This window comes from Pseudoalteromonas sp. TAE79 (genome assembly GCF_000498015.1).
Lineage (GTDB): Bacteria > Pseudomonadota > Gammaproteobacteria > Enterobacterales > Alteromonadaceae > Pseudoalteromonas.
In genome coordinates, this window is the sequence record NZ_AUTL01000073.1 from 1 (window position 1) to 16,871 (window position 16,871).

12 protein-coding genes and 2 pseudogenes are annotated in these 16,871 nt (G+C 40.0%); 9 read left to right on the plus strand and 5 right to left on the minus strand.

Annotated features, from left to right (window positions below; all coding sequences use genetic code 11):
• Both L655_RS0102880 and glsB read left to right on the plus strand, forming a co-directional pair.
• On the plus strand, positions 1 to 312 hold a 312-nt coding region (locus L655_RS0102880), incomplete at its 5' end, for a group II intron maturase-specific domain-containing protein (RefSeq protein ID WP_024605253.1).
• 402 nt (positions 313 to 714) lie between these two features.
• Positions 715 to 1,638 carry a glutaminase B gene (gene glsB / locus L655_RS0102885; protein WP_024604034.1) on the plus strand — a complete coding sequence of 308 codons (924 nt, stop codon included), beginning with the start codon at positions 715 to 717 and terminating at the stop codon, positions 1,636 to 1,638.
• A gap of 37 nt (positions 1,639 to 1,675) precedes the next feature.
• On the opposite strand, the gene L655_RS0102890 is transcribed toward glsB, so the two are convergent.
• Positions 1,676 to 2,980, minus strand: coding sequence for an inosine/guanosine kinase (locus L655_RS0102890; protein WP_024604035.1), 1,305 nt, complete (start codon positions 2,978 to 2,980; stop codon positions 1,676 to 1,678).
• 178 nt (positions 2,981 to 3,158) lie between these two features.
• Here L655_RS0102890 and tadA point away from each other — a divergent pair, with 178 nt between their 5' ends.
• The gene (gene tadA, locus L655_RS0102895; protein ID WP_010554384.1) at positions 3,159 to 3,674 is read left to right on the plus strand and encodes a tRNA adenosine(34) deaminase TadA; all 516 of its coding nucleotides are present in this window, start codon (positions 3,159 to 3,161) and stop codon (positions 3,672 to 3,674) included.
• A gap of 2 nt (positions 3,675 to 3,676) precedes the next feature.
• On the opposite strand, the gene L655_RS1000000127500 is transcribed toward tadA, so the two are convergent.
• Together L655_RS1000000127500 and mltF are read right to left on the minus strand one after the other, a co-directional pair.
• Positions 3,677 to 3,844 carry a hypothetical protein gene (locus L655_RS1000000127500; protein ID WP_007584688.1) on the minus strand — a complete coding sequence of 56 codons (168 nt, stop codon included), beginning with the start codon at positions 3,842 to 3,844 and terminating at the stop codon, positions 3,677 to 3,679.
• Positions 3,845 to 4,008: 164 nt separating this feature from the next.
• Entirely contained in the window at positions 4,009 to 5,523 is a 1,515-nt protein-coding gene (mltF, locus tag L655_RS0102905) for a membrane-bound lytic murein transglycosylase MltF (protein WP_024604036.1), read from the minus strand.
• A gap of 211 nt (positions 5,524 to 5,734) precedes the next feature.
• Between mltF and purL the strand changes: the two are divergent.
• The 4 genes and pseudogenes from purL to L655_RS0102925 all read left to right on the plus strand — a co-directional run bounded on the left by purL (position 5,735) and on the right by L655_RS0102925 (position 12,703).
• Positions 5,735 to 9,572: pseudogene (purL, locus tag L655_RS01000000124955) on the plus strand (phosphoribosylformylglycinamidine synthase).
• 121 nt (positions 9,573 to 9,693) lie between these two features.
• Positions 9,694 to 12,162, plus strand: a complete 2,469-nt coding sequence (locus L655_RS0102915) for a YdbH domain-containing protein (RefSeq protein ID WP_024604037.1) — start codon at positions 9,694 to 9,696, stop codon at positions 12,160 to 12,162.
• Positions 12,163 to 12,164: 2 nt separating this feature from the next.
• Positions 12,165 to 12,362 carry a YnbE family lipoprotein gene (locus L655_RS0102920; RefSeq protein ID WP_002961070.1) on the plus strand — a complete coding sequence of 66 codons (198 nt, stop codon included), beginning with the start codon at positions 12,165 to 12,167 and terminating at the stop codon, positions 12,360 to 12,362.
• 11 nt (positions 12,363 to 12,373) lie between these two features.
• Positions 12,374 to 12,703: a YdbL family protein gene (locus L655_RS0102925; RefSeq protein ID WP_002961068.1), complete on the plus strand. Its 330-nt coding sequence runs from the start codon at positions 12,374 to 12,376 to the stop codon at positions 12,701 to 12,703.
• Between the two features lie 58 nt (positions 12,704 to 12,761).
• On the opposite strand, the gene L655_RS0102930 is transcribed toward L655_RS0102925, so the two are convergent.
• Positions 12,762 to 13,310, minus strand: a complete 549-nt coding sequence (locus L655_RS0102930) for a DUF1415 domain-containing protein (RefSeq protein ID WP_024604038.1) — start codon at positions 13,308 to 13,310, stop codon at positions 12,762 to 12,764.
• Entirely contained in the window at positions 13,307 to 14,605 is a 1,299-nt protein-coding gene (waaA, locus tag L655_RS0102935; RefSeq protein WP_024604039.1) for a lipid IV(A) 3-deoxy-D-manno-octulosonic acid transferase, read from the minus strand. Before waaA ends, L655_RS0102930 begins: the two co-directional genes overlap by 4 nt.
• A gap of 182 nt (positions 14,606 to 14,787) precedes the next feature.
• Here waaA and L655_RS01000000124960 point away from each other — a divergent pair.
• Positions 14,788 to 15,374: pseudogene (locus tag L655_RS01000000124960) on the plus strand (SIS domain-containing protein).
• Positions 15,374 to 16,813: a bifunctional D-glycero-beta-D-manno-heptose-7-phosphate kinase/D-glycero-beta-D-manno-heptose 1-phosphate adenylyltransferase HldE gene (hldE, locus tag L655_RS0102945; protein WP_024604040.1), complete on the plus strand. Its 1,440-nt coding sequence runs from the start codon at positions 15,374 to 15,376 to the stop codon at positions 16,811 to 16,813. Before L655_RS01000000124960 ends, hldE begins: the two are co-directional and overlap by 1 nt.
• The last annotated feature ends 58 nt before the right edge of the window (positions 16,814 to 16,871 follow it).

Here is a 16,871-nt window from a genome sequence, read left to right on the forward strand (position 1 = left end):
GTGCGCGGTTTTGTAAATTATTTTAGTATAGCCAATTGTAAGCGAGAGCTAAAAGCCTTGGCAGGTTGGATCAGACGAAGACTAAGGGCAATACAGCTGAGGTTGTGGAAGAAGCCATCAAGGCTACATCGACGACTAAAGCAGTTAGGGAAAAAGCCACCGTTTAAGTTCATAAAGATGAACTCGTGGCGTAACTCACTAAGCCCTTTATCTTGTGTATCGATGCCAAACCAATGGTTTGAGGAGCTTGGTTTATATCCAATAGAAAAAGTGAATACGGGATGGCTTGCTTTATCAGCGTTTAGGAAATAAGTTGATAAAATGTGAAGGGTACAGGAGCCGTATACGAGGTCCGTACGTACGGTTCTGTGAGAGGGATGAGGCATAAGCCTCACCCTACTCGATGCTTTTTGGAATTTTGTAAATAGTCCATGCCGAACTCAGTGGCGAAATAAAATAGTTCTAAGGCGAGCCCCGCAGAAGGACGCCCCGACACAAAGATAGTGTAGCATTTGCTATGTGACTCTCTACCGCTGTGGGCAGTACGACATTACTAGGATTTAATTAAGAGAAACCCGTTACAGCAATGTGACGTTTTTTTTGCTTTTTAAAATTAAGAAAAACATCCCCCTTTAAATTCAACAACAAAACTAGTTGCGTCTATTCGCGCGTGCTAAAATCCAATTTTTATGAATGATGATATAGAGGTCTAGATTGCCTACAGCTGATTACCAAAAGGTGCTTGATGAAATAGCACATGAAGTACGTCCTTTATTATCACAAGGGAAAGTAGCTGATTATATACCGGCGCTTGCCGAGGTCGATCCTGAGCAATTTTCTATCGCTATTTATACAACTGATGGTGAAACTGTGCGCGCAGGGGATTGTTCTCAACGCTTCACTATTCAATCAGTTTCTAAAGTTATGACACTTACTATGGCACTACAGCGTTATGGTGATGAACTTTGGCATAGAGTCGGAAAGGAACCCTCAGGTACAGCCTTTAACTCGCTTACACAGCTTGAGTTTGAAAAGGGGATTCCTCGTAACCCATTCATCAATGCAGGCGCAATTGTAACGTGTGATGCATTATACAGCCGCTTATCTGCGCCAATGCATTCTATGCTCGAAACCTTCAGGTTATTAGCTGGTAATAGAGGCATAGTAATTGATAAAAAAGTCGCTAATTCAGAGTATGAGTTCAGGCACCGAAATGCTGCGATGGCGCATTTGATGAAATCGTTTGGTAATTTTGAAAACGAAGTAGATGATGTTTTATGGGCTTACTTTAACTTTTGTTCTATTGAGCTCAACTGTATTGAATTAGCAAAAGCTTATAATTTTTTAGCTAATAAAGGTGTTGATAATCGATCGGGCAATCGTGTTTTAAGTAGTCGTCAGAATAAACAGCTTAATTCGCTTTTATTCACGAGTGGTTTATATGATGCTGCCGGTGATTTTGGTTACAGAGTGGGTATGCCAGGTAAGTCGGGAGTGTCAGGAACTATTTTAGCTGTGTTACCAAATAAGTTTACTGTAGCTGTTTATTCTCCGGGGCTTAATTCGTTTGGTAACTCCGTTGCAGGAATAGCAGCATTAGAACTGCTATCTAAAAAGCTCGATATTTCTATTTTTTAGGAAATCGATAGGGAGCAATAATTGCTCCCACCGTTATTTATTGTTCCCAATAAACTTGTTCTAAACAATCTTCACGTTCAGGTAAACCACGAGATAAACGCGGAGAGTGCTGAACTAATACTTCATAGCTCGCTCGGTTAGCATATTTACTAATTTGCGATAGTGACGAGTAAGTAATAGCTTGTTGCTGATGTTTAGCTGAGTTTGCCACATTAAGCTTATGGTAAACATTCGCTGACAAATCATGTAGTACAGCCGCAAGTGCGCAATCACCTGCACCATTGGTGTTTTTGATTGAATCAGGTCCCCCCATAAATGGGGCCGTATGACTATATGCTCTGATAGGTTGATCACACTCATCTTTACGCATAGCTCGTGAGAATTCGTAACGGTTAAAATCAGGTATGGCGCCTGGTAGTAACGGGTATTCGGTTTCACGCTTTAAGCTTTCGTCTACGTAGCCGGCCATAAATAAGCCTTTTTCGCCAGCGGTACAAATAACTAAGTCTACCCAATCAAGTGCTTTATCAGCAGCTAGAAGAGGATCTTCAAAACCTGTAATAGCTAAACCTTCTTCTTCGTTCATAGCAAGAATATCAACATGCTTTTCAACAAAGTTTGCCCACCAAGTAGGGTCTTGTTCAATTAAGAACTTAGTACCGAGTGTAAGCACAACTGGCACACCTGCGTCATTAGCGTATTTTACCGCTTGCATAGTGGCTTCAGTCATTGTTTCGCTACCTTGAGTACGCATAAGATAGGCACTAATCACTAACGCTGATGAATTCTCAATAAGGTCTTTATCGATAGATTCAGGACGTAAGTGATTCATTAGGCCAGCACTTATAGCAAAAGTACGCTCACCGGTTTCATCAATTAATGTAAAACAACGGCCTACAGGCCCATCAACTGGTTGAAGGTAGTTTAAGTCTACACGGCTTGAGGTATTACATAAAAAACGGTAAGCGTAGCTACCTATTTTTATATTTTCGCTCATTACGCCTAATAAAACTGAGCGATCATCTGCAAGTACAGAGTAGTTGTGCATAGTGTTACCAATGGTTCCACCGGCAAACTCAAAATCAACCATATTGTTTAATTTTAAACGATCGTATAAGGCGTTTGTTGTATCGCTATCAATAACTTGCGACATCCCTCTACGTAGTTGAAATTCGTCAAGGAAAGCTTGATCAACTTTTGCCTCTATATCAACAACGATCTGATCGATACCCGTAATATAACTACGTTGTAATCGCTCTGTTGCGTTAAGTTGATTGGTAAGTGGATCTTTGGCTTCCACTGGAAAATAATGTTTATGCCTGCGGCGTCCAGGAAATTTCATTTGCTACCCGTGTTGTGAGCTAAATAAAAAAAGCGTGAGATTATAGCGTAAATCAGCACGAGTGAGCCATTACAAACGGGTAAATATTGTTTTATTTTTGGAATAAAGTAATGAATGGCGCACTTTAGAGTGCTAACTAGGTATAATTACAGCATAAAAGGTTATTTAAGTAGAAATAATGAACGAACCATTTGATGATTCCTACTGGATGGAACAAGCGCTTTTGTATGCAAAGCAAGCAGAGCTGCTTGATGAAATTCCGGTTGGAGCAATTGTAGTCAAAGATAACCAGCTAGTTTCAGTCGGGTATAACCGCTCAATAACGGATAATGACCCATCTGCCCATGCCGAAATGATTGCAGTGCGAGAAGCTGGAAAAGTCCTTAACAATTACCGCTTAATTGATTGCACCCTATACGTAACGTTAGAGCCTTGTTCTATGTGTGCGGGATTGTTAGTGCATAGCAGAATAAAGCGTTTAGTGTTTGGAGCAGTCGATGCGAAAACAGGGTCTGCGGGTTCAATTATGAATTTATTACAAGAGCCTAAGTTAAATCATCAAGTTGAGGTGTGCGGTGGTGTTTTGGCACAGCAGTGCGGGGATACTATTTCGAATTTTTTTAAACGTAGAAGAGCGCAAATTAAAGCAGCTAAGAAAGCTGCTCGTGATGATCAAATAAATAAGCCTAACTAAAGTTAACTAGCGATTGGCTCTATTTCTGATTCAGCCATTTGCTGCATAGCAAACATTCGGCGACGCCAGATGATTTTTTTGTGTAGTTTTCGCAACATAACACGACGACGTGTGGCCGTTGAGTAAATGACATTGCGTTTTAATCTTTGTGTGCGTCTACGTTTTAGCATGTTTTCTCCTAATGCAAGAGTGAGAAAGGCGCAGGGTATATCTTATAAAATAATAATATACAAGTAATACACATTAGTGATCATTTGATGACAAGTAAACAGATATTTAATTTACTTAAATTTTGCTTACTGGCTTGCTCAAAAAACTGATACCTATACAAATCTTAGTTATTGTTTTCAATCGGTTGTTCGGGCTCAATTATAGGCTGTTGTTTTCCTGTTTGCGCTTCATCTTTGTTACTTTTTTCGTCACTTTCTTCATTTAGCTTTGGCTTGGTATCAGTACTCTGCTCTGTGATTGGTTCTGATTCTGGTTCAGGTTCTACAGCAATAGCATTATTCTCATCTAGCCAAACAAGTGCATCGTAATAGCGACGAATATTATCAACATATTTAACCGCTACATCGCCACGCGCATAACCATAGCGAGTTTTACGGTAATAGCGCTTTTTAATTAACAGCGGTAAGCGTTTTTTTACATCAGCCCATTTATCAGGGCTTGCGCCTTGCTGCTCGGTAATTATACGCGCGTCGTTAACGTGCCCCCAACCTACATTGTAAGCCGCTAGTGCAAGCCATGTTCTATCAGGTTGAGGAATTCTATCAGGAATACGCTTAATCAGTTTACTTAAATACTTACCACCACCGCGAATATTTTGCTCTGGCTCTAAGCGGTTGGTAACACCTACTTGTTTTGCTGTACTGCGGGTTAACATCATAATACCGCGAACGCCTGTTGGCGATTTAGCACGAGGATTCCACATAGATTCTTGATAGCTAAGTGCCGCTAATAAACGCCAATCAAGGCTACCAGCATATTGTTCAAACCATGGTTGGTATGTTGGTAAGGTTTCTTTGATAGCTTCGATATAAGCAAGGGTATTTACATAGTTAAATTGGCGCACGTGGCCAAAGTATTTTTCTTCAAGTACGTAGAGCTGATTACTCTGTTTTATATCGCCAAAAAATGGCACTAATAAGGAATATAAAGAATCATCTTTTGATTTATTAAGTATCCATGCAATCGGGTCGTTATGACTAACAGAAAAACCGATACTTAAATTTGGATGATAACGGCGAAATAACGATAGCGTATGTGTATCAGCGAGTGTGTAATCAATCTCGCCATCAATAACTGCTTGAAGTAGTTCTTCTTCATCAAACTCTTCGCTTTCTATCCAAGTAAGATCTGGATTGTTTTTTTTCATTTTTTGCAGAGTAAGCGAATGACTACTTTTAGCGATAACAGTAAAGTTGCCATCTAAGTCGGCAAACTCTCGAGGACGAACACGTCCTTGCTTATAAACTAACTTTTGGCTGATTGTTCTGTAAGTTGGTCCATAACGGTATTGCTCTGCACGGGTTTTATTATAGGTAAGTCCTGAGGCAATTAAATCTAAATCACCGCTTTCAAGGCGTTCAAACATATCGGATAAGTTAAAAAATGGCACTATTTCAAGCCCTACACCTAGATATTCAGCAAATGCTTGAGATAGCTCATATTCAAAGCCTTGTTCACCTTGAACGGCTTGATAATAATTACTAGCACTTGCAAGTGTACCTACACGTATTTTGTTTTGTTCTTTTATTTGGGCGAGTTGAGTTGGCTGCTCTTGCATATCACATGCACATAACAGCATAACTAAAGTAATGATTATTATTAGTTTTTCTTTGAACATTGAGTGCCCCTTAAGCTCGCCAGCCACCGTTATAGCAAAACTAAGCCATCGCGTCACTTTACCTTTTATTTTATTAACCAAAAGAGGCTATAAATAAAGCTAAAAAGTTAATTTTATGAAAAGCGTAATTTTGAGTTAAATCTGAATGCTAATTGGACTATAATGCGTGCCTAAAATATCGTTCAATCCCTAACCCCGGATGAAATTACCTATGTTGATCCTTCGTGGTGCACCAGCACTTTCAGAGTTCAGAGTTAATAAAATTTTAGCGCGTTGCCAACAATCGCAACTTCCAGTCACTAACGTATACGCCGAGTATGCTCACTTTGCCGATTTAACATCGCCGTTGAGTAGCTCTGAGCAAACCAAGCTTGAAAAACTATTAACTTACGGTCCAACTATTGCTGAGCATACCCCAGCTGGCAAACTTGTACTTGTTACACCTCGCCCAGGTACCATTTCACCTTGGGCATCTAAAGCTACCGACATCGCCCACAACTGTGGTTTAAAGCAGGTTCACCGTGTTGAACGCGGTATTGCTTATTATGTTGAAGGTGATTTAAACGCAGAACAACTTGCACAAGTAACTGCGTTATTGCACGACCGCATGACTGAAGCCACACACAATGAACTTGAAGATGCGGCTCAGCTGTTTCGCAGTGATGCCCCACGCCAAATGTCGTCTGTCGATATTTTAGGTGGTGGACGCGAAGCACTAGCAACAGCCAATGTTGAGCAAGGCTTTGCGCTTGCTGATGACGAAATAGACTACTTAGTAGAAAATTTTACAAAGTTAGGACGTAACCCTAACGACATCGAATTGTTTATGTTTGCACAAGCGAACTCAGAGCATTGTCGCCATAAAATATTTAATGCTGACTGGACAATCGATGGTAAAGAGCAGCCAAAATCGCTGTTTAAAATGATTAAAAATACGTTTGAGCTAAATCCTGAAAATGTATTGTCGGCGTATAAAGATAACGCGGCAGTAATGAAAGGCTCAAAAGCGGGTCGCTTCTTCCCAAATGCGCAAGGTGAATATGCGTATCATCAAGAAGACATTGAAATACTAATGAAAGTTGAAACTCATAACCACCCAACAGCTATTGCGCCATTCTCAGGTGCTGCTACAGGTTCTGGTGGTGAGATTCGCGATGAAGGCGCAACTGGTCGTGGCTCTAAGCCAAAAGCAGGGTTAGTTGGCTTTACTGTATCAAATTTACGTATTCCAGGTTACGAGCAACCGTGGGAAAGCGATTTTGGTAAGCCGGGTCGTATTGTAAACGCACTTGATATAATGACAGAAGGTCCACTAGGTGGCGCTGCATTTAATAATGAGTTTGGTCGTCCTAACTTATTAGGCTACTTCCGTACTTACGAAGAAAAAGTAACAAGCCATAACGGTGAAGAAGTACGTGGTTACCATAAACCAATTATGCTTGCCGGTGGTTTAGGTAATATTCGCTCTGATCATGTTCAAAAAGGTGATATTCCTGTTGGCGCTAAATTAATTGCGCTAGGCGGGCCTGCAATGAACATTGGTTTAGGCGGTGGTGCTGCATCAAGTATGGCCTCAGGTCAGTCAAACGAAGATTTAGACTTTGCTTCAGTACAGCGCGAAAACCCAGAAATGGAACGTCGTTGCCAAGAAGTTATCGATAAATGTTGGCAGCTAGGTGACGAAAATCCAATTGCATTCATCCATGATGTAGGTGCCGGTGGTTTATCTAATGCGTTTCCTGAGCTTGTTAATGATGGCGGACGTGGTGGTAAATTCCAATTACGTAGCATCCCTAACGATGAGCCAGGCATGGCACCACACGAAATTTGGTGTAATGAATCACAAGAGCGTTATGTACTCGCTGTTGGCGTAGAGGACTTTGACCGCTTTGAAGCAATTTGTAAGCGCGAACGTGCTCAGTACGCTGTTATTGGTGAAGCAACCGCTGAACCTCACTTAACGGTGTCAGACAGCCACTTTGAAAATAACCCTGTTGATTTGCCGCTGGACGTATTATTAGGTAAAGCACCTAAAATGCACCGCGATGTAACGTCAAAGCAAGTTGTTGGCAAAGCGCTGGATATCACATCAATAAATGCAGCAGATGCAGCGCAGCGCTTAATGCGTTTACCAACCATTGCAGAAAAAACATTCTTAATAACAATCGGCGATCGCTCAGTTACTGGTTTGGTGGCGCGCGACCAAATGGTTGGTCCTTGGCAAGTACCTGTTGCTAACTGTGCTGTAACTGCGGCAACGTATGACACTTACCACGGTGAAGCTATGTCACTCGGTGAGCGTACTCCGGCTGCATTACTTAATTACGGTGCATCTGCTCGTTTAGCTGTGGCAGAGTCGTTAACTAATATTGCTTGTGCAAATATTGGTAGCCTTGAAAACATTAAGTTATCGGCAAACTGGATGGCAGCAGCGGGTCACCCAGGTGAAGATGCTGGTTTATATGAAGCTGTTAAAGCCGTAGGCGAAGAGCTTTGTCCTGCGCTTGGTTTAACGATTCCTGTAGGTAAAGATTCTATGTCAATGAAAACGACATGGAAAGATGAAGGTGACTCACAAGAGAAGTCAGTAACATCGCCGCTTTCACTGGTTATAACTGCATTTGGTCGTGTTGACGACGTACGTAAAACAGTAACTCCACAACTGCGCACAGATAAAGGCGATACATCGCTTATATTAGTTGATTTAGGTGCGGGTAAAAACCGCATGGGCGCATCAAGCCTTGCACAAGTTTATAAGCAATTAGGTGATGTAACCCCTGATGTTGATAGCCCTGAGTTATTAAAAGGCTTTTATAACGCAATGCAAGCACTTGTGGCTGATAGTAAGTTACTTGCTTATCATGACCGCTCAGACGGTGGCTTATTTACCACAGTAGCTGAAATGGCGTTTACGGGTCATACCGGTGTAACGGTTGATTTAGCAGCTTTAACAGGTTCTGACATTGAAGCGCTTTATAACGAAGAGCTAGGTGCGGTAATTCAAGTTGCGAATGCTGATTTAGATGCAGTAAATGCGGTGTTTGAACAATATGGTATAGCAGCCATTAGTCACAACATTGGCACGCTTAACAGTGACGATACGATTATATTTAACCGTGGCGAAAATACGGTACTTAATCATACGCGTACTGAGCTTCGTACTATTTGGGCTGAAACAACGTATCAAATGCAAGCACGCCGTGATAACCCTGAGTGTGCTAAGCAAGAGTTTGATGCTAAGTTTGATGCAAAAGATCCAGGCTTAAACGTAAAACTTAACTTTGATTTAAACGAAGATATAGCTGCACCATACATTGCAACCGGTGCTAAGCCGCAAATGGCTATTTTACGTGAGCAGGGTGTTAACTCTCATTTAGAAATGGCGGCGGCGTTTAATCGCGCAGGTTTTGCAGCCGTTGATGTACACATGAGCGACATTTTAGAAGGTCGTTTAACACTAGAGCAATTTAAAGGTTTAGTGGCCTGTGGTGGTTTCTCATACGGTGACGTACTTGGTGCGGGTGAAGGTTGGGCTAAGTCTATTTTGTTTAACGACATGGCACGCGATCAGTTCCAAAACTTCTTCCACCGTGAAGATACCTTTAGTTTAGGTGTGTGTAACGGTTGCCAAATGTTATCAACGTTAAAAGAGCTGATCCCTGGCACTGAACATTGGCCGCGTTTTGTAACTAATAAATCAGAGCGTTTTGAAGCACGCTTTAGTTTAGTAGAAATACAAGAGAATCCGTCTGTGTTCTTTGATGGAATGGCTGGCTCGCNCAGCCACTAAAGCGGCGCTTAATAGCGGCACTGTAGCGGTTAAGTTTGTAGATAACTACGGTAACCCTACTACGCAGTACCCAGCTAACCCTAATGGTTCTCCAGAAGGTATTACAGGTATTACGTCAACTGATGGTCGCGCCACTGTAATGATGCCGCATCCAGAACGTGTATTCAGAAGCGTTGCCAACTCTTGGCATCCTGATGAGTGGATCGAGGATAGCCCGTGGATGCGTATGTTCCGTAACGCACGTAAAAATGTAGGTTAATTACATTTGCGTTTATACAAGTTAGATTCATAATCTTACTGTAAAATAAAAAAGGCTGCATTGTGCAGCCTTTTTTGATTAGTATAGTTTTAGCTAAAAGCACAAAGCATTTAAGGATAGTATGTTTAAGCGAGTTGGTTTAATTGTTGGTGTTTTATTGCTAAGTACCTTGCTGCTTAGTTATGTGTTTCGCTTGCCGTTATTACAGTGGGCTATAGCGCCTGAGCTTAAAAAAGCAGGCATTACGTTAAGTTGTCTCGATTTTTCAATTACGTCTGAACTAAATATTCATGCTGATAAAGTGTGTGTAAATTATCAAAATCAACAATTACAACTTACTGGTATTACTGCAAATACAAAGCGTGTAGATATTGAAAATGCAGTGCTAACAGTTAATTCACTCCCTAAAAGTGATAATGCTAATCAACTTGCAAAAAATCTCGATTTAGCACTTCCCTTAAACCGCCCATTAATCAATATTAAACAGCTTGTAGTAAAAAGTGATGAGCTCAATAAGCCACTTAAAATAAGCATATTAGAACCCACACTAAATAAATTTAATGTTACGGGTGATATAAACGCGAGTGCAATTTTGACTGCTAATAAAGTAAGTGGTCAGTTTGAAATTGATAACACTCTTTTAAAGCAAGCTATAAACACTAAAAATACATTAATTGCAGATGCTAATTTTAATACCCAGCAAGCGTTTAGCTTTGACGGTATAGAGCTTGAATTAAATGGCGATATTAGCTCCCAGTTTGCTCACACGTATGAGTTTTCTCATACAAATCAGCAGTGCCAGATTAACGTATTAACCACTGGTAAACTGGCGACTCATTTTAATTTAAATAGCCAAGCGTTAATGTTTAATACCGATTTGCTTAATAACAAAATTAATCTAACACCAAGCTGTACTGAGTTAATTCCACCGAGTGAATATGCAGGCTTTTTTAGCAAACAAGTTCCTTTAAATTGGCAACTTAAACTCCCTCAATCAATTCGCTTAGAGGGTAGTGAACTCAGTGTACCTGTAATTAATTTGGTGAGTGAAGGCGATAAGCTATTCGATTTTTTAATAACAGATACAACACTAAATATTACATCTCCACTTGAGTACTTACAGACAAATTTATCAGCTCAAATAAATACACCCGATATAAATAATATTAGCGTTAATGCTCAGTTATCTGGCGCTGTGATTAAAGGCGACTACGCCGTTATGCTTGAAGACTTGCCTGAGTTTGCACCTGCAACAGCGAATGGGCTTAGCCTTAGTGGTCACTTTAATATAAGTGAGTTTATAGACTCAAAACCAATTGGGCTTATAAATGCTAAATTAACGCTTAATAGTGTAGATGCGTTTGATATAAGTACAGTGCAATATCAAGGTGATTTAACAGCAAAAATGGATAAACAGTTAAACGCAGAGGTAGCGTTAACGCAGCAATTAAAAAGCGCAGAATATAAAGAATTTAAAGTCACAGATATAAGTAACAAATTAACAGCAAATGCTAATTTAGGCGTAGGTGAGTTATTTGCTGATCTAACAGCAAAAACGAATATAAAGGCTGTTAATAGCCCCGACATAAAACTTAATAATATAAAAGTAGAGTCTACGGGCTTGCAAAGCCGTGCACTAAAAGCCACGCATCACGCATTTATAAACAATGTTGAGTTAGTTGTAAATCATCATATGTCGTCGCAAGCTCATCCGTTTGAAGTCATTATTCCTGAACAAAGTACGCTGCTGTTAAATGCGCTTATTAGGCAATTTGAGCCACTTGCACAACTAACAGAGGGCGAATTTAATGGCTATATTAGTGGCGATGTAAACTTACAAAATGCATCGTTCAATATGGGGATTAGTCATACAAGTGCACTGTATAATGATTACCTTGCGAGTGATTTAAACAGTGTATTTAGCGGGGAATATAATTCAGGTAAGCTTAATGTAAAACCAACTACCTTTAATTTAAATGAGTTTAGAGCGGGTGCTGTAGTTAAAGCGATTGAAGGTCAATGGCAAGTTAATAACAATACCGCGCTTATAAATGATGTAAAAGGAAGTGTGTTTGGTGGCGAATTTTCGTTAGATACCTACACAATAGGGAAGCCAAACCAAGTTGCAAATGTTAAGTTTGAAAACATTGATGCAAGTAAACTCGCTACACTCGACGATAAGTCGGGCATTGTATTAACGGGGCGCTTGGCGGGGTCTTTACCTGTCCATTTTGATAGTGGAAAAATTGAAATAATTGACGGTAGTTTATTTAGCCAAGGAACAGGTAATTTAAAAATCACCAATAATGCCGCTTTTGATTCAGTAATGCAGCAACAGCAAGAGTTACAACCTGTTTTAGGGCTATTAACTAATTTAGATATTCAAAAACTTAATAGCAGTGTGGCACTAAAAAATGATGGTTGGTTAAAACTAGGGGTTAATTTGCAAGGCTATAATAAAGCAGAGCAGCAGCAGGTTAACTTTAATTATAACCACGAAGAAAACGTATTTACACTTTTACGCGCACTACGTTTAAGTGACGAAATTACACAAAAAGTTGAGCAACAATACTCACAAAAAGGAAACTAATAATGAGACAGTCGTTATTGATAAAAGTACTGCTCGCTCTGGGTGCTATTAGTGCACTAAGTGCTTGCACGCATCGTGTTGAGGTGTCTGCTAAAGAGCCCATTACTATTAATTTAAATGTGAAGGTCGATCACGAAATTCGCGTAAAAGTAGATAAAGAACTCGACAATTTATTTAGTGACGACAGTGAGTTATTTTAAGGAGCTAGAACATGAATACGAAGAAAAAATTAAACATTATTACGTTAGTTAGTGCAGTATGTATGTCGTTCTCTGCGTGGGCTATTAGCCTTGATGACGCTAAAAACCAAGGTTTAGTAGGTGAGGATAGCTCTGGTTATTTAGGGCTTGTTGTACAAAACGCAGAAGCAAAAGCCGTTGTTGATGACATAAATGCAAAGCGTAAAGCGCAGTACTTAAAGCTCGCTAAAAAGAATAACTTGTCACTTTCACAAGTAGAAGCGCTTGCTGCCGCTAAAACAATTGAAAAAACCCAAAGTGGTCATTACGTTGAAGTAAATGGTAATTGGGTTAAAAAATAAGCTTAGGTATTACTTGTTTTGCAAAAGTTTTTTTACAAACCAAAATAAAACCGAGCATTTAAGCGCTCGGTTTTTTACAGCCTTCAAGTAACTGCTGCCAAAAATCAATCCCCTTACGCCTTGCTAGATTTATATTATGCTCAGGAATAGATTCAGGCTCGTTATAACTATCAAGTGCTTCGCTCATACTTGCTTCGCGGATTAAATGCAATGTAGGAAAGGGCGCTCTATTTGTGTAGTTTGCGGCATCGGTTTCATCACTGTCGGCAAATACATAATCTGGGTGAAAATTAGCGATTTGATACTTACCTTCAAAGCCCTGCGCGACTGAAAGTGCATTAGCTAAATCGACCAAGTCTAAAAAGTCTTCAAAGTCACTAAAGCCATTGTCAAACATGATAAGGGTTGTTTCGCGCTCTGGTTCACGGTCAAGCTCAACACATTGCTCAAGCATATCCATTACAGCATCATCCACACTTGCTGCTGGACTTACTATGTAATGAATACAGTTATTTTCTACTTCTTTTCGAGCAAACGGGCAAAAGTTATATTTAACAATAACAGATGATACCCATTCGCGGGTTTGGCTTATAGCTATGTTGGTCACGGTTTTGGCTCTAAATATTGATTAATAATGGTAAGTGTTTTTTGTATAGCACCTTGGTTCTTAGTTACGCATTGCGCAGCTTTAATACCTAAGGTTTGGCACGCTTTTGTGTTTTGGCTAAACGTTATAAGCTGCTTTGCGAGTTCGTCGTTACTATCAACCACTACAGCACCTTTGAGCTTTGTTAGCTCGGGATAAACATGGTCAAAATTGTATGTGTGTGGGCCTGTTATTACACCTACTGAAAACGCTGCTGATTCCAGTGGGTTATGCCCACCTCTGCGAATTAAGCTGCCACCAATAAAGCTCACGTTTGCAGCGCCATATAAACACTGTAATTCACCAAGCGTATCAGCAAGAAGTACTTGTTCATTGTTGTAGTTATTTTGGCTACGACGGCTAAAGCTAAGTGGGCTTTGCGTTAAAAGCTCTGCCACTTTGTCAAATTGCTCTGGATGGCGCGGGGCAATTATAAGTAATGCATTAGGTTGCTTTTTTAGTAACTCTTGATGGGCTAAAAGTACCAGCTCATGCTCAACAGGATGTGTTGAGCCTGCCACCCATACAAAGCGTTCATCGTTATTGTCTTCATTACTGTTATAAAGCTGTTTAAGGTTGAGTACTTTAGCTAATTGCTCTTCACTTGGTGTTATATCAAATTTTATAGAGCCTGTTACATGGCTTTTCGAAGTCTCAAGACCAAGCTCTATAAAACGTTTAGCATCTGTTTTATTGTGACTCGCAAGTACCGTAATTGAGCGCATAATAATATGCGTTAATTTAGCGACCTTTTGATAGCCTTGCTGTGACTTTTCAGAGAGTCTTGCATTGATAACAAGTACCGGTATATTTTTTTTGTGACTTATCGCCATTAAATTTGGCCATAGCTCTGTTTCTAAAATACATAATGCTTGTGGCTTTATACGCTTTAAAAATCGGGCTGTCGCAAACGGAAAATCGATTGGTAAGTAGCTACACGCCACAGAGTTTTTGAACTGGTTAAGTATTTGCTCTCTGCCTGTTGGAGTATTACAGGTTATAAGTATATTTAAATTTGGATGCACTTTTTGCAAAGCTTTAATGAGTGGCGTTGCGGCAAGTACCTCACCAACAGAAGCACAATGAAAAACTAAAGGTTTAGTTTTAACCGTAAATAAAGACTTACCGACAAACCCAAAGCGCTCTTTAAAGTGTGCACGATAGCCTTGGTTTTTTTTACCTCGTAAAATATAGAGATAAAATACAATCAGTGGGCTAATAATAATTAATGCGAATGAGTAAAAAATGCGTGCCATACTGATCTTTCTTAAAGGGAAGTGGCGTTAGTTTACCGTGAAATAGCCGTTTTCTAAACATACTCGTTATAAAATATGGTCTGGGTTCAGTTATAACCCGATAAAATACACACAATTAAATAAAATTATGGAATAATGAATTTAATTTTTCCTGCCATTTCAGTTCCAAGAGGAATTTTTTCATGTCAATTATCGATTCAGTGGCAACTAGCTACGTTGAAACATTAAACCGTCATCAGGCATTATTTGAAACGATGGAGGCTTATCATCAAGAATCTATGCAATTGTTAGAAGCATGCCATAGTGCATTACAAGCTGGTGGCAAGATTGTATGGTTTGGTAACGGCGGNCAGCCGATGCACAGCATTTAGCAGCGGAATTTGTAGTGCGTTATAAATTAGAGCGTGGTCCGCTTGCCTCTATGGCACTGACCACCGACACATCAATTTTAACAGCACACAGCAACGATTATCACTTTGATACGGTGTTTGAACGTCAAGTTCAAGCGCTATGTAAACCAGAAGACTTAGTGATTGGTTTAACTACATCAGGTACTAGCAACAATATTAATTTAGCATTAGAAGCCGCAAATAAACTAGGTGCTTTTACAGTCGCTTTAACAGGGCGGGATGGCGGCAAAGTAAAAGATATTGCTAAGTTACCTATTATTATAAAAAATGACGAAACAGCACGTATTCAAGAAGCTCACATGTTTATAGGTCACTGGTTATGTGAAGCCATGGATATGGTTGTTGCGGAGCAGCAGTAATGGATTTATCGTTATTAAAAAACTTATCGGCAGCACGTATATTAGTTGTTGGCGACGTAATGCTAGATCGTTATTGGTATGGCGACACAGGGCGTATTTCGCCAGAAGCGCCAGTACCTGTTGTTAAAGTAAGTAAATTTGAAGACAAAGCGGGCGGTGCAGCTAACGTTGCAAAAAATATAGCACGGTTAGATGCAAAAGTTGGCTTACTGGGCTTAATTGGCGAAGATGAAAGTGGGCAGATTTTAGAGACCATTTTAAAAGGTGAAAAAATAAGCTCACAATTAGTCAGTGTGTGTGATTTACCGACTATTTCTAAAATGCGCGTTATTAGTCGCCATCAGCAACTAGTTCGCCTTGATTTAGAAGAAACGTTTACTGAGCAACATAGTCAATTACTACTAAACCGCTTAGAGCTTGTACTAGATGAATACGACTTTATTGTGTTCTCTGATTACAGCAAAGGATCTTTAAGCTTAATTAAAGAAATGGTAAGCCTAGCTAAGGGCGCTGGAAAAACTGTTTTAATCGACCCTAAATCACCTGACTTACATTTATATAAAGGTGCTGATTACATTACACCTAATTTACATGAGTTTAAGTCAGCGGGCGGTCAAACCGATTCAGAAGAGGCTTTAGCAGCAAGTGCGCGTGATTTAATTAGCAAAAATGGCATTAAAGCCATGTTACTTACACGTTCTGAGCAAGGTATGTCGTTAATTGATGCAGATGAAAAGTTTGATTTTGCAGCACAAGAGCTTGAAGTAAGCGATGTAACTGGGGCCGGTGATACGGTTATAGCGACACTCGCGGTTATGCTTGGTGCGGGCATGGAACCAAAAGATGCTGTCGAAATTGCTAATTTAGCGGCAGGTATAGCGGTTAGTAAATTTGGTGCAGCAACGGTCTCGCCAGAAGAGTTAAGTCGTAAACTTGGTCAGTATTTACATACTACCGGCGAGCATTACCAAACACCATTTGATGATGTACTTCAACATATTGAATTTGCCAAACAAAATGGCGAAACAATTGTATTCACTAATGGCTGCTTTGATATTTTACATGCTGGGCATGTGCGTTATTTAGCACAAGCTAAAGCACGAGGCGATAGACTCGTTGTTGGATTAAATAATGATGAATCTATTACGCGTTTAAAAGGGGCAGATCGTCCTATTAACCCGCTAGATGAGCGTGCAATGGTACTTAGCGCACTTTCATCAGTTGATTGGGTTATTCCGTTTGGCAGTCCAGATGAAAACGATACACCCGCTAAATTAATCGAGCAAATAAGTCCTGATATTTTAGTTAAGGGTGGCGACTACACCGTAGAACAAATAGCGGGTGCTGAACATGTACTTCGCCATGGCGGAAAAGTTGAAGTGCTTGAGTTTTTAGATGGGTGCTCAACATCAAAAGTGATTAGTAAAATAAAACAGTAACTACTGATTTTACTTATTAAAAAGAAAAGGGATGAAAACGGTGTTTTCATCCCTTTTT